The organism is Variovorax sp. GW821-FHT06D12 (genome assembly GCF_059419205.1).
Genome location: NZ_JBWKRI010000001.1, coordinates 1,400,158 through 1,420,318 on the forward strand (window position 1 = coordinate 1,400,158; position 20,161 = coordinate 1,420,318).

General features: G+C 70.0%; 20 protein-coding genes. 9 read left to right on the forward strand and 11 right to left on the reverse strand.

Annotated features, from left to right (window positions below; translation table 11 throughout):
- Nucleotides 1-25 precede the first annotated feature (25 nt).
- Nucleotides 26-931, forward strand: a complete 906-nt coding sequence (gene ybiB, locus AC07SQ_RS06330; RefSeq protein WP_062476543.1) for a DNA-binding protein YbiB — start codon at nt 26-28, stop codon at nt 929-931.
- The gene (gene cobA / locus AC07SQ_RS06335) at nt 928-1,734 is read left to right on the forward strand and encodes a uroporphyrinogen-III C-methyltransferase (RefSeq protein WP_495270397.1); all 807 of its coding nucleotides are present in this window, start codon (nt 928-930) and stop codon (nt 1,732-1,734) included. The genes ybiB and cobA overlap by 4 nt, the downstream gene beginning before the upstream one ends.
- Here cobA and AC07SQ_RS06340 read toward each other — a convergent pair.
- From AC07SQ_RS06340 to AC07SQ_RS06360, 5 genes are all read right to left on the reverse strand, one after another.
- Nucleotides 1,731-2,063: a copper-binding protein gene (locus AC07SQ_RS06340; RefSeq protein WP_062476537.1), complete on the reverse strand. Its 333-nt coding sequence runs from the start codon at nt 2,061-2,063 to the stop codon at nt 1,731-1,733. The genes cobA and AC07SQ_RS06340 overlap by 4 nt on opposite strands.
- Nucleotides 2,060-5,227 carry an efflux RND transporter permease subunit gene (locus tag AC07SQ_RS06345; protein ID WP_495270396.1) on the reverse strand — a complete coding sequence of 1,056 codons (3,168 nt, stop codon included), beginning with the start codon at nt 5,225-5,227 and terminating at the stop codon, nt 2,060-2,062. Before AC07SQ_RS06345 ends, AC07SQ_RS06340 begins: the two co-directional genes overlap by 4 nt.
- The gene (locus AC07SQ_RS06350; RefSeq protein WP_495270395.1) at nt 5,224-6,717 is read right to left on the reverse strand and encodes an efflux RND transporter periplasmic adaptor subunit; all 1,494 of its coding nucleotides are present in this window, start codon (nt 6,715-6,717) and stop codon (nt 5,224-5,226) included. Before AC07SQ_RS06350 ends, AC07SQ_RS06345 begins: the two co-directional genes overlap by 4 nt.
- Complete coding sequence (locus AC07SQ_RS06355; RefSeq protein ID WP_495270394.1) at nt 6,714-7,946, reverse strand: TolC family protein; 1,233 nt, start codon at nt 7,944-7,946, stop codon at nt 6,714-6,716. The genes AC07SQ_RS06350 and AC07SQ_RS06355 overlap by 4 nt, the downstream gene beginning before the upstream one ends.
- Nucleotides 7,947-8,022: 76 nt before the next feature.
- Entirely contained in the window at nt 8,023-8,409 is a 387-nt protein-coding gene (locus tag AC07SQ_RS06360) for a hypothetical protein (protein WP_495270393.1), read from the reverse strand.
- An 81-nt stretch (nt 8,410-8,490) separates the two neighbouring features.
- Here AC07SQ_RS06360 and AC07SQ_RS06365 point away from each other — a divergent pair, with 81 nt between their 5' ends.
- From AC07SQ_RS06365 to AC07SQ_RS06390, 6 genes are all read left to right on the forward strand, one after another.
- Nucleotides 8,491-9,615, forward strand: a complete 1,125-nt coding sequence (locus AC07SQ_RS06365; protein ID WP_070063138.1) for a sterol desaturase family protein — start codon at nt 8,491-8,493, stop codon at nt 9,613-9,615.
- Between the two features lie 2 nt (nt 9,616-9,617).
- Nucleotides 9,618-10,403, forward strand: coding sequence for a YaeF family permuted papain-like enzyme (locus AC07SQ_RS06370; protein ID WP_495267586.1), 786 nt, complete (start codon nt 9,618-9,620; stop codon nt 10,401-10,403).
- A complete protein-coding gene (locus AC07SQ_RS06375; RefSeq protein WP_495270392.1) occupies nt 10,400-11,620 on the forward strand; it encodes a BaiN/RdsA family NAD(P)/FAD-dependent oxidoreductase in 1,221 nt (406 codons plus the stop codon). Before AC07SQ_RS06370 ends, AC07SQ_RS06375 begins: the two co-directional genes overlap by 4 nt.
- A 235-nt stretch (nt 11,621-11,855) precedes the next feature.
- Entirely contained in the window at nt 11,856-12,068 is a 213-nt protein-coding gene (gene rpsU, locus AC07SQ_RS06380) for a 30S ribosomal protein S21 (protein ID WP_007833691.1), read from the forward strand.
- 111 nt (nt 12,069-12,179) lie between these two features.
- Nucleotides 12,180-12,629: a GatB/YqeY domain-containing protein gene (locus tag AC07SQ_RS06385; RefSeq protein WP_062476513.1), complete on the forward strand. Its 450-nt coding sequence runs from the start codon at nt 12,180-12,182 to the stop codon at nt 12,627-12,629.
- Nucleotides 12,630-12,642: 13 nt separating this feature from the next.
- Nucleotides 12,643-13,134, forward strand: coding sequence for an NUDIX domain-containing protein (locus tag AC07SQ_RS06390; protein WP_095949101.1), 492 nt, complete (start codon nt 12,643-12,645; stop codon nt 13,132-13,134).
- 12 nt (nt 13,135-13,146) lie between these two features.
- Here AC07SQ_RS06390 and AC07SQ_RS06395 read toward each other — a convergent pair whose 3' ends face one another.
- Entirely contained in the window at nt 13,147-13,908 is a 762-nt protein-coding gene (locus tag AC07SQ_RS06395; RefSeq protein WP_495270391.1) for a sulfite exporter TauE/SafE family protein, read from the reverse strand.
- Nucleotides 13,909-14,009: 101 nt separating this feature from the next.
- Between AC07SQ_RS06395 and AC07SQ_RS06400 the strand changes: the two genes are divergently transcribed.
- The gene (locus AC07SQ_RS06400) at nt 14,010-14,921 is read left to right on the forward strand and encodes a LysR family transcriptional regulator (protein WP_495270390.1); all 912 of its coding nucleotides are present in this window, start codon (nt 14,010-14,012) and stop codon (nt 14,919-14,921) included.
- On the opposite strand, the gene AC07SQ_RS06405 is transcribed toward AC07SQ_RS06400, so the two are convergent.
- From AC07SQ_RS06405 to AC07SQ_RS06425, 5 genes are all read right to left on the reverse strand, one after another.
- Nucleotides 14,908-15,906: an SDR family oxidoreductase gene (locus tag AC07SQ_RS06405; protein ID WP_495270389.1), complete on the reverse strand. Its 999-nt coding sequence runs from the start codon at nt 15,904-15,906 to the stop codon at nt 14,908-14,910. The genes AC07SQ_RS06400 and AC07SQ_RS06405 overlap by 14 nt on opposite strands.
- Entirely contained in the window at nt 15,903-16,805 is a 903-nt protein-coding gene (locus AC07SQ_RS06410; RefSeq protein WP_492684319.1) for a bile acid:sodium symporter family protein, read from the reverse strand. The genes AC07SQ_RS06405 and AC07SQ_RS06410 overlap by 4 nt, the downstream gene beginning before the upstream one ends.
- 26 nt (nt 16,806-16,831) lie before the next feature.
- Nucleotides 16,832-18,166, reverse strand: coding sequence for a flavin-containing monooxygenase (locus AC07SQ_RS06415; RefSeq protein ID WP_495270388.1), 1,335 nt, complete (start codon nt 18,164-18,166; stop codon nt 16,832-16,834).
- Nucleotides 18,163-18,990 (reverse strand): SDR family oxidoreductase, encoded by an 828-nt coding sequence (locus AC07SQ_RS06420; protein ID WP_495270387.1) that lies wholly within the window; start codon nt 18,988-18,990, stop codon nt 18,163-18,165. Before AC07SQ_RS06420 ends, AC07SQ_RS06415 begins: the two co-directional genes overlap by 4 nt.
- Nucleotides 18,991-19,098: 108 nt before the next feature.
- Nucleotides 19,099-20,148, reverse strand: coding sequence for an NAD(P)-dependent alcohol dehydrogenase (locus tag AC07SQ_RS06425; protein ID WP_495270386.1), 1,050 nt, complete (start codon nt 20,146-20,148; stop codon nt 19,099-19,101).
- Between the last annotated feature and the right edge of the window lie 13 nt (nt 20,149-20,161).

Here is a 20,161-nt window from a genome sequence, read left to right on the forward strand (position 1 = left end):
GCGTTGCGGGACAATCCGCCTACCCATGGGAATCAGCCACTACATCAAGGAAATCGGGCGCGGCGCGCGGGGCGCCCGTCCGCTCACGCGCGAGCAGGCCTGCGACCTGTTCGGCCAGGTGCTGGACGGCACGGTCACCGACCTGGAAATCGGCGGCTTCTGCCTCGCGATGCGCATCAAGGGCGAAACGCCCGAGGAGATGGCCGGCTTTCTCGACGCCACGCATGCGCGCCTGAACCCCGTGACGACCCGCGGCGGCCCGCTGATCGTGCTGCCCAGCTACAACGGCGCGCGCAAGCTGCCGGTGCTCACGCCGCTCCTGGCGCTGCTGCTGGCGCGCGAAGGCCTGGCGGTGCTGGTGCACGGCAGCGCGAGCGAAACCTCGCGCGTACTGGCATCGAACGTGCTTTCAGCCCTGGACATGCCCCCGATGACCACGCTCACCCCTCTGGCCGCCGGCCAGGTGGGCTTTGCCCCGACCGAGCTGCTGAACCCCGCGCTCAAGCGCCTGCTCGACGTGCGCCGCGTGGTGGGCCTGCGCAACCCCGGCCACAGCGTGGTCAAGCTCATGCGCCCGACCACCGGCCCCTGCGTGGTGGTGGCCAGCTACACGCACCCCGAATACGCCCGCACCATGGGCGAGACCTTCGAGCTCACGGGCATGACCGCCCTGCTCTCGCGCGGCCTCGAAGGCGAAGTGGTCTCCGACCCGCGCCGCACCGCGCAGATCGACGGCTTCGTGCGCGGCGTGCGCAGCGAACTCCAGGCCCAGGCCGCCGGCACCGCCGCCGACGTGCCCGGCCTGCCGAAAGAAATCGACGTCGCCACCACGGCCGCCTACACGCGGCGCGTGCTGGCCGGCGAGCTTCCCGTGCCCGAAGCCATCGCGACGCAAGTCAGGCACATCACCGAACTGGCCTCCCACGCATGAACACCCCTTCCACCCTCATCACCGGCCGCTGCACGCTGGTGGGCGCCGGCCCCGGCGACCCCGAGCTGCTGACCGTCAAGGCCGTCAAGGCGATCCAGGCCGCCACGGTGCTGCTGGTCGACGACCTCGTGAACGACGCCGTGCTCCAGGCCTACGCCCGGCCCGGCGCGCGCATCGTGCACGTGGGCAAGCGCGGCGGCTGCAAGAGCACGCCGCAGGCCTTCATCGAGCGGCTCATGATCACGGCCGTGCGCGAAGGCGAGACCGTGGTGCGCCTCAAGGGCGGCGACCCGTTCATCTTCGGGCGCGGCGGCGAAGAGGTGGAACACCTGCGCGAGGCCGGCATCGAATGCACGGTGGTCAACGGCATCACCGCCGGCCTGGCCGCCGTGACCTCGCTGGGCGTGCCGCTCACCCACCGCGACCATGCGCAGGGCGTGGTCTTCGTCACCGGCCACGCCAAGACCGGCGCGGGCGCGGACGAAGACCCGACCGACTGGCGCGCGCTGGCCGCCACGGCGCACAACGCGCGCCTGACGCTCGTGATCTACATGGGCGTCTCGGGCGCCGGCCACATCGAGCGCGAACTGCTGCACGGCCTGCCGGGCGACACGCCCGTGGCCGTGGTGCAGCACGCGAGCCTGCCGCACCAGCGCCACCTCGTGACCACGCTGCAGGGCCTGCAGGCCCGCATCGCCGAGGCCGGGCTGGCCAGCCCGGCGGTGATCGTGGTGGGCGACGTGCTGCAGGGGCTGGCTGCAGCCGCGCTGCAGCCGGGCGACGCCGGCCGGTTCGGGACCTAGCGCGCCGCTTCGAGGTGCGTGACGGTCGGCTTGCCCTTCACCACCTCGACATGAAACCGGACCTTGTCGCCGGGCTTGACCTGTTCGAGCATCTGCTTCTCGGCCACATCGAAACCCATCGTCATCGGCGGCATCGCCAGGTTGGGGATGTCGCCGTGCTTCAACACGATCAGGCCGCGGGCCGGGTCGATCTTCTGGACCACGGCATCGGTCAGCATGCCCGGCGCGGACGCCTTCGCGGGCGGTGGCTCGCTCTTCGGCGCCTGGGCCTGGGCGGCACCGGCCAGGCCGGCGATCAGTGCGAAGGCAAGGGGATGGAGGAAGTTCATGAAGTGGCTCCTTGATGCGATGAGGGGTTGGAAACAGCAGACGACAAAGGGGCGCGGCGGCGCAGCAGATACCAGGCCGCGGGCACGACCAGCATGCTCAGCAGCGGCGCGGTGACCATGCCGCCCACCATGGGCGCGGCAATGCGGGTCATCACCTCCGAGCCGGTGCCGCTGCCCCACAGGATGGGCAGCAGGCCGGCCATCACGACCGCCACGGTCATGGCCTTGGGCCGCACGCGCAGCACGGCACCTTCGCGGATCGCGGCCAGGAGCGTCTCGTCGTTCATCGGCTCGCCGGCGTCGAGGCGCCGTGCCAGCGCGTTCTTCAGATAGACCAGCATCACCACGCCGAACTCGGCCGCCACGCCGGCCAGCGCGATGAAGCCGACCGCCGTGGCCACCGAGATCGAATGGCCCAGCGCCCAGATGAGCCAGAAGCCGCCGACGAGCGAGAACGGCACGGCCGCCATCACGAGCGCCGCATCGGCGAACGAGCGGAACAGCAGGTACAGCAGCACGAAGATCACCGCCAGCGTGGCCGGCACGACCAGCTTCAGCCGTTCGGTCGCGCGCGCCAGGTACTCGAACTGGCCGGACCATGACACCGCGTAGCCCGCCGGCATCTTCACGGCCTGGTCGACGGCGGCCTGCATGTCGTGGACGGCGGAGCGCAGGTCGCGCCCGCGCACGTCGACGTAGACCCAGCCCGAGAGCCGCGCGTTCTCGCTGCGCAGCATCGGCGGGCCGTCTTCGATCGCGATGCGCGCGACATCGCCGAGCAGCAGTTGCGCGCCCTTGTCGGTCACGAAGGGCAGTTGCCGCAGCCGCTCCAGCGAATCGCGGATCTCGCGCGGATAACGCACGTTGATGGGATAACGCTCGCGGCCCTGGATCACTTCGCCCACGTTCTCGCCGCCGATGGCCGTGGACACCACGGCCTGCACGTCCGCCACCGAAAGGCCGTAGCGCGCGGCGGCGAGGCGGTCGACATCGACGTCGATGTAGCGCCCGCCCGTGAGCCGCTCCGCCAGCGCCGACGACACGCCGGGCACGCCCTTCACCGCCGCCTCGATCTGCGTGGTCAGCTTGTCGATGGTGGCCAGGTCCGCCCCCGCTACCTTGATGCCGACCGGGCTCTTGATGCCCGTGGCCAGCATGTCGATGCGGTTGCGGATGGGCGGCACCCACACGTTGGTCAGGCCCGGCACCTTGACGGCGCGGTCCAGTTCCTCGACCAGCCTGTCGGGTGTCATGCCGACGCGCCATTGATCCTTCGGCTTGAACTGGACGGTGGTCTCGAACATCTCGAGCGGCGCGGGGTCGGTCGCGGTGTCCGCGCGGCCGGCCTTGCCGAACACGCGCGCGACCTCGGGCACGGTCTTGATGAGGCGGTCGGTCTGCTGCAGCAGCTCGGCGGCCTTCGACACCGACAGCCCGGGCAGCGCCGACGGCATGTAGAGCAGGTCGCCCTCGTCCAGCGGCGGCATGAACTCGCCGCCCAGCCGCATCAGCGGCACCACGGTGAGCGCCAGCAGCACCGCGGCAATGGCGAGCGTCCCCTTGGGAAAGCGCAGCACCAGCTCCAGCGCGGGCCGGTAAACGGCCATCAGGCAGCGGTTCACCGGATTGGCGCCTTCGTGCGGAATGCGCCCGCGCACCAGGTAGCCCATGAGCACCGGGATCAGCGTCACCGACAGGCCCGCCGCAGCGGCCATCGCATAGGTCTTGGTGAAGGCCAGCGGCGAGAACAGCCGCCCCTCCTGCGCCTCGAGCGAGAACACGGGCACGAAGGACAGCGTGATCACCAGCAGCGAGAAGAACAGCGCCGGCCCGACCTCCACCGACGCATCGGCGACGAGCTGCCACCGCTCCACCACCGTCGGCTGCCGGCCCTGCGCCGTCTCGAAGGCCTCGATGTGCTTGTGCACGTTCTCGACCATCACGATGGCGCCGTCCACCATCGCCCCGATGGCGATCGCGATGCCGCCCAGCGACATGATGTTGGCGTTGACGCCCTGCCAGTGCATCACGATGAAGGCCGCGAGCACGCCGATCGGCAAGGCCACCACGGCCACCAGCGCCGAGCGCAGGTGGAACAGGAAGACCGCGCAGACCAGCGCCACCACGATGAACTCCTCGATCAGCTTGCCGCGCAGGTTGTCGACGGCGCGATCGATCAGCAGCGAGCGGTCGTAGGTCGGCACGATCTCGACGCCCGGCGGCAGGCCGGGCTTGAGCGTTTCCAGCTTGGCCTTGACGGCCTCGATGGTCGAGCGCGCGTTCTTGCCCGAGCGCATGACGATCACGCCGCCCGCCACTTCGCCCTCGCCGTCGAGCTCCGCGATGCCGCGGCGCATCTCGGGGCCGATCTGCACGGTGGCCACGTCGCGCAGCAGCACCGGCGTGGCGCCCGCCACGGCCAGCGGGACGGTGCGGAAGTCGTCCAGCGAACGCAGGTAGCCGCGCGAACGCACCATGTACTCGGCCTCGGCGAGTTCGACGACCGAGCCGCCCGAGGCCTGGTTGGCCTTCTGCAGCGCCGCCACGACCACCGACTGCGTGATGCCCAGCGCGCGCATGCGGTCGGGGTCGAGCACCACCTGGTACTGGCGCACCATGCCGCCGATGCTCGCGACCTCGGCCACGTCGGGCACGGTCTTCAGTTCGAACTTGAGGAACCAGTCGTTCAGCGCGCGCAGCTGGCCGATGTCGCGCGTGCCCGTGCGGTCGACCAGCGCGTACTCGTAGACCCAGCCCACGCCCGTGGCATCGGGGCCCAGCGAGGCGTTCGCGCCCGCGGGGAGCCTGCCCTGCACCTGGTTCAGGTACTCGACGACGCGCGAGCGCGCCCAGTACGGGTCGGTCTTGTCGTCGAAGAGCACGTAGACGAACGAGTCGCCGAAGAACGAGTAGCCGCGCACCGTCTTGGCGCCGGGCACGCTGAGCATGGTGGTGGTCAGCGGGTAGGTGACGAGGTCTTCGACCACCTGGGGCGCCTTGCCGGGGAAAGGCGTGCGGATGATGACCTGCGTGTCCGACAGGTCGGGCAGCGCATCGAGCGGCGTGCGCGCCACCGACCACCACCCGGCGGCCACCAGGAACAGGGTCGCGATCAGCACCAGGAAGCGGTTGCCGATCGACCAGCGGATGACGGCGGCGATCATCGCTTGGTGCCCTGTGGCATGCGCTGCACGGAGACCAGCTCGTAGCCCGTGGGGCCGCCCTCCTTGAACTCGAAGCGGACCAGGTCACCGGGCTGGATGTCCGGGAACGCCTCGGGCGACGCCTTCGCAAAGCCCATCGTCATCGATGGCCACTTGAGCGTCGCGACGGGGCCGTGCGAGATCGTGAGGCCGTCGGGCGCCACGCTCTCGACCTTGCCTTCGGCCTGGTGCAGCACGACAGCCGGCGCTGCGGCCGTGGCCGCAGGCGATGCCATGCTGCCCAGCACCGACCGCAGCCGGGCCTCCGAGTCGATGAGGAACTGGCCGCTGGCCACCACCTGCTCGCCTTCATTCAGGCCGGAGAAGACTTCGGTGTCGTCGCCGAGGTCCGCGCCAGTCGACACGTCGCGCGGCTCGAACGCGCCGTCGGCCTTGCGCACGATGACGACCGCGCGCTTGCCGGTGCGGATGACGGCTTCGGACGGCACGACCAGTCGGGTGCTAGAAGGGCCCGTCACCTGCAGGCGCAGCAGCATGCCGGGCGTGAGCGTGCCGCGCCTGTTGTCCACTTCGAAGCGGGCTTTCAGGGTGCGGGTGGCCGCGCTGACCTCGGGCAGGATCTCGTCGAGCGTGCCGTCGAACGACTGGGCCGCATCGGCCTGGAGCACCGCCCTGACCTTCTGGCCGCGCGCGAGCCGCACGGCCTGCGCTTCCGGAATCTCGGCCACCGCCCAGACCTTCTCCAGGCCCGCGATGCGGAACAGCGTCATGCCGGGCGTGACCGCGACGCCTTCGCGCACGCCCAGCTCGGCCACCACGCCGTCGGACGGTGCGGTGAGCACGTAGCGCGCCTGCGCCGTGCCGGTTTCCTCGCTGCGGCGGATGAGCTCGGCGGGGATGGACAGGGCCCGCATGCGATCACGCGCGGCCGCGACGAGGTCGGCGGAAACGCCCGAGCGCTGGAGGGCCAGCCATTCGTTCTGCGGCCCGAGCCATTCAGGCGCGAAGACCGTCGCCAACGCCTGCCCCTTGCGCACGCGCGCCATCGGCGCGCGGACCGACAGGCGCTCGACGTAGCCCGCCACGCGCGTCTGCACGACGACGTTGAGGCGCTCGTCGAACTGCACGGCGCCGACGGCATCGAAAGACGCGGAGACTTCCGCGCGCCGCACGCCGGCATACCGGATGCCGAGGTTCTGCTGGACCGTGGGGCTCACCTGCGCACCGCCTTCGTTGCCCGTGCCGGTGATGCTGTCGGCGTACATGGGCACCAGCTGCATGTCCATGAAGGGCGACTTGCCGGGCTTGTCGAAGCGCGGGCCCGGCACCATGGGGTCGTGCCAGTAGAGGACCTTGCGACCGTCCGGGGTGGACGGCGTGGTCGCCGGCGCCTCCGTGGACGGGGCGGTCGTGCGCCCCAGGTAGAAGGCGCCTGCGGCGAGCAACAGGGCGCCCAGCAGTGCTGCGCCGATCGTGCGTGTGCGGTTCATGGGGCCCCCTCGGTGGTGAGCGGCCGGAAGGCCAGTTGGACGTGGGTTCTGGCCAGGTCGCGCTGCAGCGTCAGCAGCTTGCGCTGCGCTTCGACTTCGGCATGCCGCGCCTCGAACAGCGTGACGAGGCTGCCCTGGTTCGACCGGTAGGCCGCCGTTGCGGCCGCGGTTCTCTGGCCGGCCGAAACGACCACGCCCGAGCGGTAGCGGTCGATGCGTTGCTGCAGGCGTTGCGCATCGCTGCGCAGCGCCTGGTACTCGGCGGTCGCGGCCCGGGTGGCTTCGGCCAGGTCGGCCTCGGCTTTCTCGATGAGGGCCAGCTTGGCGGCGGTGTCCCGGTCCTGCCGTTCGCCAGGCGCCACGGGCAGGGGAATGCTCAGGCCCACCGACACCATGTCGGCGTAGCCGGTGCGCTGCCCGTAGGCGAGCTCCCAGGTCCAGTTCGGCTTGCGGTTGGAGGCGGTGACGGCCGCCGTCTGCCTGGCCACGTCGACATCGCGCTGCAGGGCCGCGACCGTGGGGTGCGCGGCCACGTAGGCCGCTTCGGACGGCACGGCGATGGCGCCCGGGGGCCGCAGTTCGTCGGGCGGCACGCCGACCCAGCGCTGGAAGGCGACGCTGGCGGCTTCCTGCTGTTGCAGGAGGTCGGCCGTCTCATCTTCCGCGATGCCTCTGGCGCCGGCCAGCGCCAGCACGTCCTGGCTGTTTCCCGCGGCCGACGACAGGCGTGCGCGCGAGGCCTCCAGTTCTTCGTGCGCGTGGTGCTCCATGCGCCGCGCGAGCTTGATGCTCTCGCCGGCGTAGAAGGCGTCCACGTAGGCGAGCGCGGCCTGCCGGCGGGTGTCGGCCACGGCAGCCTGCACCCGCACCGCCTCCAGCCCGACCGACGCCTCGGCGGCGGCCTGCCGCGCGGCGCGCTTGTCGGCGGACAGCCATTCCTGGCTGATGCCGATGCGCTTCATCGTCATCGCATCGCGCGTGGTGTGGAAACGATCCGCGCCCGTCGCGGGCAGGTTGTCGATGCCGATGCGCAGCGTGGGGTCGGGAAGCTGCGGGGCCGCGGAGGCCGCCGCCGTGGCGCTGACGACGCCGGCACGGGCGGCGCGGGTGGCTTCGGAGCGCTGCGTCGCCCGCTGAAGCGCGTCCTCCAGGGACAGGGGGGCCGCCGTCGCCAGGGACGGCAGCAGCGCGGCAACCCATGCGGCCGCGCGCGAAAAGGAAATGAACATGAAAACTCCGCAAACGAACGAGCGAATCGCTGGCGGGCGCACGCGCCGCACCAGCACCGGTCAGTCGACGGAGATGTCAGACGCGCAGTCTGCGCGTGGCGAGAAAAACGGGATCGGGCGGTGGATGCTGCCGCTCCGGCACGGCCTGCGGCGGAAGCACATGGCCTTCCGCCGCCAGCACCAGGGGCATCACCACGAGCTGCACGATGGCCGGCAGCGAAGGCGTGGTCAGCTTCACCGGTTCGAAGGACAGCGACAGGTCGGCGGCGTGCTGGAAGCACAGCACCGGCTGGGCCATGTCCATGCCTTCGCAGGGCTCGCCCGACGCCATCATGTCGGCCATCGAACCCGGGTTGTCCGACGCGCCGGGGCAGACATAGCCTGCCAGCGCCAGCTGCGAGAACAGCAGCGACAGGACCACGAAAATCGCGGTCGTGCAGCGACGGAGAGAGCGGCGGGCCATGAGGAGGCGCAGTGTAGCGCCGCCGTCCGGGCGCCGCCTAAAATCCCGCCCGGCCCAACGAACAAGAAGGAAGAGGCAGGGATGCTCGACAAACTCAACGAATTCACCGAAAGCCACGGCGAGCTGCGCCGCGGGCGCGGGCTGGTCACGGGCACCATCGCCTTCAGCCTCGCCGCCCTGTGCTTCCTGGGCGTGCTGGCCTTCCACTTTCCGCAGTACCTGACGACACCCGAGCTGCGCAAGAGCTACAACGTCGACGTGATGCGCGTCATCCTGCTGACGGCGCTGGTCATTGCGGGCGGGCTCTCGCTGGTCAACATCATCTTCAACCGCTCGCGCTGGCTCTCGTCGGCCGCGTTCCTGCTGGTGGCGGTGTCGGCGCTGCTGGGCGGGCACAAGGTGCCGGTGCACGACTTCGCGGACCACACGCCGTACATCGGGCTCGACTGGTTCATCCTCGACCTCTTGGGCTCGTCGCTGATCTTCATCTTCATCGAGAAGCTCTTTGCGCTGCGCAAGGACCAGCCGGTGTTCCGCGAAGAATGGCAGACCGACTTTCATCACTTCGTGGTGAACCACATGATCGTGGGCTTCGTGCTGCTGGCCACCAACCTCATGGTGCACAAGCTCTTCGGCTGGGCCGCCAACGACGGCATCCGCGGCTGGGTGAGCAACCTGCCGTTCTGGGCCGGCATTTTGCTGATCATCCTGGTGGCCGACCTCGTGCAGTACTGGACGCACCGCGCGTACCACGAGGTGCCGGTGCTGTGGCGCCTGCACGCCGTGCACCACAGCGTGAAGAGCATGGACTGGATGGCCGGCTCGCGCCAGCACATCCTGGAGCTGCTGATCACGCGCACGCTGGTGCTCGCGCCCATCTACGTGCTGGGCTTCAGCAAGGACGTGATCGACGCCTACATCGTGGTGGTCGGCTTCCAGGCGGTGTTCAACCACTGCAACGTGAGCGTGCGCCTGGGCCCGCTGCGCTACCTCATCGTGACGCCCAACTTCCACCACTGGCACCACAGCCAGGACATCGAGGCACTCGACAAGAACTACGCGGCGCACTACGCCTTCCTCGACTACCTCTTCGGCACCGCGGTGAAGAGCACCAAGCTCTGGCCCGAGAAGTACGGCGTGCTGGGCGACTACGTGCCCAACGGCTTCTTCAAGCAGCTGAAGTTCCCGTTCGTCTGGAAGGGATGAGCATGGCTTCCCTGCTTCGCGCCGTGGCGCTCGCCGCGGCGCTGCCGCTCCTGCTCTCGGCCTGCGCCACCCGCATCGAGATGCCCTCCGAAACCTCCGGCCTGCGCCTGCGCGTGCAGAGCTCGGTGATCGCCCCCGGCAACGGCGGCGAGCTGATCGGCGCCGACGTGCTGGCGCCCGGCGACATCCTGCTGACCTCGATCGCCACGGTGAATTCGTTCGGCATCCGCCTGGGCACCTTCTCGCCGGTGAGCCATGCCGTGCTGTACCTGGGCGACGGCCAGATCGCCGAGGCCGTGGGCACCGGCGTGCGCGCACGGCCGCTGGCCGAGGTGGTCGACGAAGAGCAGATGGTCGTGGCCTTTCGCGTGCCGGGCCTCGTCGAGGCCGACGTCGAGAAGATGCGCGAGTGGGCGCACTCGCAGGTCGGCACCCGCTACAACACCGCCGGCGTGCTGCTGAACGCACCCTTCGTGCTGAACCGCCGGCTGTGCGAGCTGCCGCTGATTCCCTCGGCCGTCAGCGCGTACTGCATCAGCGGCCTGGCGACGGTGCAGTTGGGCGCCAGCCGCAACGACCAGTTCTTCTGCTCCCAGTTCGTGCTGGAGGCCTACCGCCAGGCCGGCGTGCCGATCACCGACGCCGACCCGCGCTGGGTGAGCCCCGCCGACCTGCTCCACATGCGCGAGGGCGATGTGCCCTCGATCGCCGCCACGCAGCCGCTGCGCTACGTGGGCCACCTCAAATACAACCCGCCGCCGGTGCTGGCGGCGGACGGACCCGCTTGAGCTCTTCTTCCCCTCCTTCTTCTTCCTTTGACGTCGTTGTCGTCGGTGCCGGCGCCGCCGGTCTCTTTTGCGCCGCACTGGCGGGCCAGCGCGGCCTGCGCGTGCTGCTGGTCGACCACAGCGAGAAGGTCGGCGAAAAGATCCGCATCTCGGGTGGCGGCCGCGCCAACTTCACCAACCGCGACCTCGACGTGCGCGCCCCGCAGCGCCATTTCGTCGGCGACAACCCGAATTTCTGCCGCTCGGCGCTGTCGCGCTACGCGCCGCAGCAGTTCATCGACATGGTGCAGCGCCACGGCATCGCGTACCACGAGAAGCACAAGGGCCAGCTGTTCTGCGACGGCTCCTCGCAGCAGATCGTCGACATGCTGCTGGCCGAGTGCGCCGCCGGCAACGTCGAACGCTGGCAGCCGTGCAAGCTCGGCGACATCGCCTTTGTCGACGGTCGCTACCAAATCAGTAGCACGCGCGGCCCGATCGACGCGCCCAAGCTCGTGGTGGCCACCGGCGGCCTGTCGATTCCCCAGATTGGTGCGAGCGACTTCGGCTACCGGCTCGCCGAGCAGTTCGGCCTGCGCCTGGTCACGCCCCGCCCGGCGCTGGTGCCGCTGACCTTCGGCGGCGACGCCTGGGCGCCCTACGCCGGCCTGGCCGGGCTGGCGCTGCCGGTGCGCATCGAGACCGGCGGCAAGAAGGACAAGATGGCCTTCCTGGAAGACCTGCTGTTCACCCACCGCGGCTTGTCGGGCCCGGCGGTGCTGCAGATCTCGAGCTACTGGAAGCCCGGCGCCCCGCTGACGTTGGACTTCGCGCCCGGCATGGACGTGGCCGAGTCGCTGTCCGACGCCAAGCGGCGCTCCAAGAAACGCATCGCCAACGAGCTGGCCACGCTGGTGCCCTCGCGGCTGGCCGACGCCTGGGTCGGCGAAGACCCGGCTCTGCAGCGCCCGGTCAACGAGGCTACCGACAAGGCGCTGGCGGCACTGTCCGAGCGCATCGCCCGCTGGCAGATCACCCCCAGCGGCACCGAGGGCTACAAGAAGGCCGAGGTGACGGCGGGCGGCGTCGACACCCGCGATCTGTCGTCGCAAACCATGGAATCGAAGCAGCCGGGCCTGTATTTCATCGGGGAAGTGGTCGACGTGACGGGTTGGTTGGGCGGATACAACTTCCAGTGGGCGTGGGCGAGCGCCCATGCGTGCGCACAGGCCCTCTGAAGGCGCACTCTTGAGGTTTTTTCCAGGACACCGGGGAACCGGCTTTGCCGGGCCTCAGGTGTCGCCCCCGGCGAGGGGGTTGGAGAAGCGACACGAAGTGCGCGCAGCCTGGGGGAGTGCTATACTCGCGGGCTAACTTTTGGCCTTCCCTCAACGGCCACAAAATTTTTCAGTTGAGGAACCCCGGCTTGGGGCCTCGATCTCCCCCGGCCAAATCCATTTCAACGATTCATCAATGACCACCATCCGCGTTAAAGAAAACGAGCCCTTCGACGTCGCCCTGCGCCGCTTCAAGCGCACCATCGAAAAGCTCGGCCTGCTGACCGACCTGCGCGCCCGCGAGTTCTACGAGAAGCCGACGGCCGAGCGCAAGCGCAAGAAGGCAGCTGCGGTCAAGCGCCACTACAAGCGCGTGCGCAGCATGCAGCTCCCCAAGAAGCTGTACTAAGCAACGCCCAGGGCGGCTGGCCCCGACGAGAGTCCCCGCCAGCGCCCCGTTGCACCAGCCGCGCCAGGGAAACCTGCCGCGGCTTTTGTTTTTTCCGAAAGGTTGCGAAGAATGACTCTCAAAGAACAAATCACCGAAGACATGAAGACGGCGATGCGCGCCAAGGACTCGGAGCGCCTGGCCACCATCCGCCTGCTGCTCGCCGCCATGAAGCAAAAGGAAGTCGACGAGCGCGTGGAGCTCGACGACGCCATGGTCGTGGCCATCGTCGACAAGATGGTCAAGCAGCGCAAGGACTCGATCGCCGCATTCACCACGGGTGGCCGCGCCGACCTGGCCGACAAGGAAGCCGCCGAGATCAAGGTGCTCGAGGTCTACCTGCCCCAGCGCATGAGCGCCGATGAAACGGCCGCCGCGGTGAAGGCCATCGTGGCCGAACTGGGCGCCTCCGGCCCCGGCGACATGGGCAAGGTGATGGGCGTGGTCAAGACGCGCCTGGCCGGCAAGGCCGACATGGGCCAGGTCAGCGCCGCGGTCAAGGCCGCCCTCACGGGCGCCTGAGGCGGCCACCGCCATGAAGAACGGCAGCAGCAGCCCGCTCGGCGCCGCCCCCGTCGCGACGATCCCGAAGGCCTGCGCCTGCCTGGTCGATGCGCAGGGCCGGCTGCTGGTGTTCCGTCACCCCGAAGACGGCAACATGCAGCTGCCCAAGGGCACCATCGAGCCCGGCGAGTCGCCCGAGGCGGCCGTGCGGCGCGAGCTGCTCGAAGAGTCGGGCCTGGTGTTCGCCGGCCGGCTCGAATCGCTGGGCACGCTGGAGCGCGAATGCGAAGCCGGCGTCGAAGGCAACACGCACCGCCATCCACAGCGCTGGCACATCTTCCTGATGCGCGACCACCGCGCCCTGCCCGAGACCTTCGAGCACATGGCCACGGGCAGCCCGGAAGAAGAAGGCCTGGTGTTCTCGTTCTACTGGCTCGAGGCCGACGCCCCCATCGAGGACTTCGCCCTGCCCTACCGCCAGACCATCGAGCGCGTGCGCGCCGCCCTGCTGGCCGCCAGCTGACCGGTCACGGGATCAGGCGGACATGACGGCGCGCAGCGCCATGTACGCCCCCAGCAGCGCCAGCCCGATCAGGAAGCAGCGCCGGAACACGGCCACCGGCAACCGCTGCCGCAGCCAGGTGCCCAGCACCATGCCGCCGACCGCCGGCACCAGCATTGCCAACGACCCGCCCAGCACCGCTGCCGGGTAGCTCCCGTTGGCCGCCAGCCCCAGGGCCAGCACCACGGTCGAGGTGGTGAACGAGATGCCCATGGCCTGGATCAGCCCATCGCGCTGGAAACCCAGCGCCTGCAGGTACGGCACGGCCGGCACCGCGAACACGCCGGTCACGGACGTCACCAGCCCCGTCGCCGCGCCCACCACGGGCCCCAGCCAGCGCGCCTGCGCGTCGCTCACGTGCAGCTGCCGACCCGTCAGCCCCCACAGCGCATAGATCACCAGCGCCACGCCCAGCGCCAGCGAGGCCCAGGCCCCGGCCGGTACGCCCAGCCACCACGCCCCGGCGAGCGTGCCCGCCACGACACCAGCCTGCATGCGACCGATGCGGCGGAACACGGCGCCGAAGCTCGCGCGCGGCCCGGTCTGCCAGAGGTTGGTGACCAGCGAGGGCACGATCAGCAGCGCCGCCGCCTGTGCGGGCGACATCCACAGCGCGAGCAGCGCCATCGCCACGGTCGGCAGCCCCAGGCCGATCACGCCCTTGATCAGGCCGGCCAGCAGGAAGACCGCGGCCGCCGCCGCCCACAGGCCCATTGCATCGTTGGAGATCGTCATCGCCGCGGAGTCTGCCGACCGGCGCTTGGGCTGGAAATGCGGCTTTCGCGCAGCCAGCCTCAGGCACAGACTGAGGCTGGCGTGCTACCTTGCGGCCCACCATGCGATTCGACCTGACCGACCTGCGGCTCTTTCTCCACGTCGTCGAAGCCGGCAGCCTCACGGCCGGCGCCGGCCGCTCGCACATGACGCTGGCCTCGGCCAGCCAGCGTGTGCGCGGCATGGAAGACGCGCTCGGCACCCCGCTGCTCACGCGCCACGCGCAGGGCGTGCGCCCCACCGAGGCCGGACGCACGCTGCTGCACCATGCGCGCGTCGTGCTGCAGCAGATGGAGCGGCTGCGCGGCGAACTCGGCGAGTACGGCCAGGGCCTCAAGGGCCACGTGCGCTTCATGTGCGGCACCTCGGCACTCACCGAGCACCTGCCCGAGGTGCTGAGCCGCTTCCTGGCCGAGCATCCGCGCATCTCGGTCGACCTCGAGGAGCGCGCCAGCCCCGACACCGTGGAGGCCCTGCGCAGCGGCCTGTGCGACATCGGCATCGTCTCCGACGCCATCGACAGCGACGGCCTCGAATGCCACCCCTTCCGCCGCGACGACCTCGTGCTCGTGATGCCGCGCGGCCACGCGCTGGCGAGCCGGCGGCGCGTGCACCTGGCCGAGGTGGTCGACAGCGAGTTCGTCGGCCTGCCCGCCGACAGCGCGCTGCAGCAGCTGATCACCGGGCACGTGCGCGCGCTCGCCAGGCACCTGGCCTACCGCGTGCGCGTGCGCAACTTCGAGGCCGTGTGCCGCATGGTCGAGTACGGCATCGGCGTGGGCATCGTGCCGCAGACCGCGGCCGAGCGCTGCGCCCGTTCGATGAAGATCGCGCGCGCCTCGCTGGCCGACCCGTGGGCCGAGCGCACGCTCATGGCCTGCGTGCGCTCGTCGGAAGACCTGCCGCTCAATGCGCGGCGCATGCTCGACTACCTGATCGCGCCGCCGCCGTCGGCCGACGCTACGCGGAAGTGACCGGCCGCCCCTGCTGCGCACGCGCCGCAATGAAAGCCTCGAAGGCCTCGCTGCTGGTCTTGCGCGGCACGTAGCCGAATTGGCTTTTCAGCGCGGTGTTCAGCAGCACGGGCCGGTAGCGCAGAAAGTCGAGCTGCTCGGGCCCGTAGCGGCTCACGCCCAATGCCGAGCCCGCGGCCAGCGCCGCCTGCAGCACGCCGGCCGGCCAGGCGATGGCGCGCTTGCCCAGGCGCGCGGCAATCTCGTGGATCGTGAGCGCGCCGTCGCCCGCGAGGTTGTAGCAGCCGGGCGGCGCGCCGCCGAGCGCGTGGGCGATGGCGCCGGTCACGTCCTCGTCCCACACGAACACGAAGGGGCTGTCGCTGCCGCGGATGGCGATCAGCCGCTTCTTCTCGAACAGCGCGGTGATCTGGTTGTCGACGCGCTCGCCGAGGATGGTGCCGATGCGCAGCACCGTCTGCGCCAGCGCAGGGTGCTGCCTGCGGCAGGCGGCCAGCATTTCTTCCACCTGCCGCTTGTGGTCGGCATAGGCGAACACCGGGTTGCCGCGCAGCGGCTGCGACTCGGTGATCCAGGCCGGGTTGTCCGCGTGGTAGCCGTAGGCCGCCCCACTGGACGACACCACGATGTGCCCCACGCCGCGCGCCACGCAGACGTCGAGCACGTTGCGCGTGCCGCCCACGTCGACCGAATGCTCGAAGGCGCGGTTCGAGTCCTTGCCGGGCGTGACGATGGACGCGAGGTGCACCACCGTGTCGATCGCGTGTTCGGCCAGCACGTCGGCAATGCCGTCGTCACGCACGTCCTGCTGCAGGTAGGCCACGCCGGGCAGCCGGCGCTCCGTGGGCACCTCGCGCACGTCGAGTGCCACCAGCCTTTCGAAGGAACCTTGCGCGGCCAATGCGGCGAGCACGCTGCGCCCCAGGAATCCGTCACCGCCCGTCACCAGCACGCGCCGCGCAGACGCCTTCCAGGTTTCGCTCATGGCGTCGCAGGCTTGCGCCCCCACCAGCTCGCCAGCGCCAGGCCCGCGATGATGTCCCAGAAGCCCCACACGCCAGCCACCACGGCCATGCCGCCGAGCCCGCCGAAGAAGCTGAAGATCAGCACCAGCCCGAGCCCCGCGTTGCGGATGCCCACTTCGATGGACACCGCGCGCCGGTCGTAGTCGCCCAGCCCCGAGAGCCGCGCGCACAGGTAGCCGGTGCCGAAGGCCAGCGCGTCATGGATCACCACGGCCATCAGCACCAGCCCCACGTAGTCGAGGAAGTAGCGCCAGTTGCCCGCGATGGCGCCGACGATGAAGGCGATCAGCGCCAGGAAGCTCAGGATGCGCGCCGGCTTCTTGATGCGCGCCGTGAGCCCCGGCAGCTTGTGCGCGCAGGCCACGCCCAGCACGAAGGGAATGCCGATGATCATCACGATGTGGCCCAGCATGTCGAAGGGGTCGAGCGCGATGGTCTTGAGCAGCACCGAGGCCGTGGGGTGCAGGCCGCCCCAGAACGCGAAGTTCAGCGGCATCACCACGATCGACAGCGCGTTCGAAATGGCCGTCATCGACACCGACAGCGCCACGTTGCCGCCCGCGCGGTGCGTGAGGATCTGCGAGATGTTGCCCGGCGGGCAGCAGGCCACGAGGATCATGCCCAGCGCGATGCTCGGGCCCGGCTGCAGGATCAGCGTGAGCACGAAGGTCACGGCCGGCAGCACCACGAACTGCGCACCGATGCCCACCGCCATCGCGCCAGGCATGCGCGCCACGCGCTTGAAGTCGTCGATGCGCGTGTCCAGCGCAATGCCGAACATCAGGAAGCCCAGCACCACGTTGAGCAGCACCAGCGAGGCCGGGTTGAAGTGCAGGCGGATCTCGTCGACAGGCAGCATGCGCGGAACCTCTTGTAGAAAGACGATCAGTCGGCCAGTGCGGCAGCGGCCTGGCGCACGGCCGCGCGGTAGGCGTCCTTGTGCACGTAGTAGGCCATGCGCTCCAGCTGCAGGTACTTGAAGCCGCCCGACAGGTCGGGCGGCGGCCCCTGCACTGCCGTGCGCAGCGCCGTTGCCTTGGGCGAGCCCGCAGCCTGCGCGCGGAAGTAGCGCGCCAGCAGCTCGGCCTGCTCGTAGCGCCCCTGCCAGCCGATGCCGCTGGCCTCGATCATGCCGAGCACGCCCAGCGTCTCGAAGCGCGGCGAGAAGATGTTGAGGTACAGGCGCGGCGCCATGCCCTGCCAGTTGAGCAGCTCGCGGTCGATGAACGGGTAGTGCAGCGCGTAGCCCGTGGCCGTGAGGATCAGGTCGTAGTCGCGCGCGCTGCCGTCCTTGAAATGCACCGTGCGGCCCGCGAGTCGCGCGATGTCGGCGCGCACGCCGATGTCGCCGTGGCCCACGTGGTGCAGCACCAGCGAGTTCACCACCGGGTGCGACTCGTACATCTTGTAGTCGGGCTTCGGAAAACCGAAACGCACCGGGTCGCCGGTGAACCACTGCAGCACGGTCGCGTCGACCTTCTGCTTGAGCCACGGCGGCAGCGGGCGCTTGCCGCCCAGCGTGTCGGCCGGCTTGCCGAACACGTACTTGGGCACGAAGTAGTAGCCGCGCCGCACCGAGAGGTCGACGCTCCGCGCGTAGTGCACCGCATCGACTGCGATGTCGCAGCCCGAGTTGCCCGCGCCGACGATCAGCACGCGCTTGTCCTTGAAAAGCTCGGCGTGCTTGTAGCTGCTGGTGTGCAGCAGCTCGCCGTCGAAGTGGCCTTCGAACTGCGGGTGCTTGGGCTCCGAGAGCGTGCCGTTGGCAATCACCACGCCCTTGTATTCATCGGTCTCCACCGTGCCGTCGGGCGCTTCGACGCTCACGCGCCAGCGCGTGTCGGGTGCGTCGCTCACCGGCTCCACGCGCAGCACGCGCGTGCCGAAGCGGAAGTGCGCACGCAGGCCGAAGCGGTCGGCAAAGTCGCTGAAGTAGCGGCGCAGCTCGCGGTGGCTCGGGTAGTCGGCCACGGTGTCGGCCATCGGAAACTCGGCGAACTCGGTGGTGCGCTTGCTCGAGATCAGGTGGGCCGAGTGGTAGACCGTGGAGCGCGGGTTGTCGATGTCCCAGAGGCCGCCCACGTCGCTGTGCGCCTCGAAGCCCTGGAACGGAACGCCGAGCTTCTGCAGATTGCGGGCGCCCGCCAGGCCCGAGGGCCCGGCGCCGATGAGGGCGATCTGTTCGTGCGTGGGAAAGTGGGCAGTGTCAGAAGACGTCATCGGCGGGGAGGTTCTTTCTGGGAATTCAGGCCGGGGATGGCGGTGGCGCCCGCCTCGCCCACGCGCGGCTTGCGCGGCTGGCCGCGCAGCAGGCGGTCGTGCAGCGGCGCGGGCAACAGGTCGAGCGCTTTCGACAGCCAGCCGATGCGCCGCGGCAGCACGATCTTTTCGCGCCGGGCCGCCAGGCCCGCCAGCAGCTGGCGCGCCGCCGCGTCGGCCTCGAGCAGCCCCGGCATCGCGAAGCGGTTGCCGGCCGTGAGCGCGGTGCGGATGTAGCCCGGGCTCACCGTGTGCACCGTGAGCCCCGTGCCGCGCAGCTCGGCGCGCAGGCTTTCGAGATAACGGATCAACCCGCCCTTGCTCGCGCAGTAGGCACCGTTGCCCGGCATGCCGTGCCAGCCCGCGATGCTGGCCACGCCGACGAGCGCGCCGCGGCCCGCTGCGCGCATCGGCTGCACGAAGGGCTGGAAGGTGGTGGCCGCGCCGAGCAGGTTGATCTCGAGCATGCGGCGGAACACGGCCAGGTCGTCGGCTTCGGCGGTGTCGTAGCCGCCGGCCACGCCCGCGTTGGCGATCACGAGGTCGGGCGGGCCGAAGCGCTGCATCCAGTCGGCCGCCATCGCCTGCATGGCGGGGCTGTCGGACACGTCGGGCGTGTAGGCCTTGCAGCGCCCTTCACCTTGGGCAGCGAGCGCGGCGAGGCGTTCGGTGTTGAGCCCCACCAGCGCCACGCGCGCACCGCCGTCGATCAGCGCACGCGCCAGCGCCTGCCCGAGGCCGCCGCAGGCACCGGTGAGAACGACATTGCGAAACGGCAAGAGCATGGGCAGGGACGCGCGCAAGGCTGCAAGTGGCAAAACGCAGCCACTGTAGCCGCGCCCTGCCGGCGCACTCCCCAGCGTTTCCCCTTGCCCCGCGCCCCTGCGGGGCGTTCAGGCCGCTTCGGCGGCAGGGAATTCGATCTGGATCTTCACATCCGTGACGCGCCCGGCCGCGGCCTCCTCGAAGGCGGCGATGCCGTCTTCGAACGCGAAGGTGCGCGAGATGAAGGGCTTCACATCGACCTGCCCCGACGCGATGAGCGCCAGCGCGCGCGGGAAGATGTTGGCGTAGCGGAACACCGACTCGATGCGCGCCTCCTTCGCCTGGATCGCGACGATGTCGAAAGCCACCTTCGCGGCGGGTATGCCCACCAGCACGAGGCAACCACCGGGGCACAGCAGGTCGAACACGTTGTCGAAGGCGCGTGTGCTGCCGCTGGCTTCGAAGACCACGTTCGCGCCCCAGCCGTCGGTGAGGGCCTGCACGGTGTCGGCGAGGTTGGTGCTGCGCACGTCGACCGTCGTCACCGCCGGGTTGTGGGCGAACAGCGCCAGCTTCTCGGGCACGAGGTCGGCCAGGATCACGCGCGCCGCGCCGCCCGCGAGCGCGGCCAGCGCCGTCATCGCGCCGATGGTGCCGGCGCCAATGACCACCGCCACGTCGCCCGGCTTCAGCGCCGCCTTCTTCGCGGCCTGCAGGCCGATGGCCAGCGGCTCGACGATGGCGCCCTCGCCGAAGCTCACGTTGTCGGGCAGGCGGAAGGTGAAGGCTGCCGGGTGCACCACGAACGGCGTGAGGCAGCCGTGGATCGGCGGCGTGGCCCAGAAGCGCACAGCTGGGTCGAGGTTGTAGAAGCCTTCGCGCACGGCGCGCGAGTCCATGTCGGGAATGCCGGGCTCCATGCAGACGCGGTCGCCGGGCTTCAGGTGGGTGACTTCGGCGCCCACCTCGGCCACCACGCCCGAGGCCTCGTGACCGAGGATCATGGGCGCATCGACGACGTACGGGCCGATGCCGCCGTGCTGGTAGTAATGAACATCGCTGCCGCACACGCCCACGGTGTGCATGCGGATCTTCACGTCGCGCGGGCCGACGTGCAGCGGCAGCTCGACATCGCGCAGCGTGATCTCGTGCGCCTTTTCCAGAACCAGTGCTTTCATTGCATCTTTCTCA

Excerpts from the sequence above, each read along its gene's own strand:
- AC07SQ_RS06395 (WP_495270391.1), bottom strand. The coding sequence starts at position 13,908 with ATGACGATCTCCAACGATGCAATGGGCCTGTGGGCGGCGGCGGCCGCG.
- AC07SQ_RS06415 (WP_495270388.1), bottom strand. The coding sequence starts at position 18,166 with ATGACGTCTTCTGACACTGCCCACTTTCCCACGCACGAACAGATCGCC.
- AC07SQ_RS06400 (WP_495270390.1), top strand. The coding sequence starts at position 14,010 with ATGCGATTCGACCTGACCGACCTGCGGCTCTTTCTCCACGTCGTCGAA.
- AC07SQ_RS06365 (WP_070063138.1), top strand. The coding sequence starts at position 8,491 with ATGCTCGACAAACTCAACGAATTCACCGAAAGCCACGGCGAGCTGCGC.
- AC07SQ_RS06390 (WP_095949101.1), top strand. The coding sequence starts at position 12,643 with ATGAAGAACGGCAGCAGCAGCCCGCTCGGCGCCGCCCCCGTCGCGACG.
- AC07SQ_RS06360 (WP_495270393.1), bottom strand. The coding sequence starts at position 8,409 with ATGGCCCGCCGCTCTCTCCGTCGCTGCACGACCGCGATTTTCGTGGTC.
- AC07SQ_RS06340 (WP_062476537.1), bottom strand. The coding sequence starts at position 2,063 with ATGAACTTCCTCCATCCCCTTGCCTTCGCACTGATCGCCGGCCTGGCC.
- AC07SQ_RS06405 (WP_495270389.1), bottom strand. The coding sequence starts at position 15,906 with ATGAGCGAAACCTGGAAGGCGTCTGCGCGGCGCGTGCTGGTGACGGGC.
- AC07SQ_RS06350 (WP_495270395.1), bottom strand. The coding sequence starts at position 6,717 with ATGAACCGCACACGCACGATCGGCGCAGCACTGCTGGGCGCCCTGTTG.
- AC07SQ_RS06425 (WP_495270386.1), bottom strand. The coding sequence starts at position 20,148 with ATGAAAGCACTGGTTCTGGAAAAGGCGCACGAGATCACGCTGCGCGAT.
- AC07SQ_RS06370 (WP_495267586.1), top strand. The coding sequence starts at position 9,618 with ATGGCTTCCCTGCTTCGCGCCGTGGCGCTCGCCGCGGCGCTGCCGCTC.
- AC07SQ_RS06345 (WP_495270396.1), bottom strand. The coding sequence starts at position 5,227 with ATGATCGCCGCCGTCATCCGCTGGTCGATCGGCAACCGCTTCCTGGTG.
- AC07SQ_RS06385 (WP_062476513.1), top strand. The coding sequence starts at position 12,180 with ATGACTCTCAAAGAACAAATCACCGAAGACATGAAGACGGCGATGCGC.
- AC07SQ_RS06420 (WP_495270387.1), bottom strand. The coding sequence starts at position 18,990 with ATGCTCTTGCCGTTTCGCAATGTCGTTCTCACCGGTGCCTGCGGCGGC.
- AC07SQ_RS06355 (WP_495270394.1), bottom strand. The coding sequence starts at position 7,946 with ATGTTCATTTCCTTTTCGCGCGCGGCCGCATGGGTTGCCGCGCTGCTG.
- AC07SQ_RS06410 (WP_492684319.1), bottom strand. The coding sequence starts at position 16,805 with ATGCTGCCTGTCGACGAGATCCGCCTGCACTTCAACCCGGCCTCGCTG.
- ybiB (WP_062476543.1), top strand. The coding sequence starts at position 26 with ATGGGAATCAGCCACTACATCAAGGAAATCGGGCGCGGCGCGCGGGGC.
- rpsU (WP_007833691.1), top strand. The coding sequence starts at position 11,856 with ATGACCACCATCCGCGTTAAAGAAAACGAGCCCTTCGACGTCGCCCTG.
- cobA (WP_495270397.1), top strand. The coding sequence starts at position 928 with ATGAACACCCCTTCCACCCTCATCACCGGCCGCTGCACGCTGGTGGGC.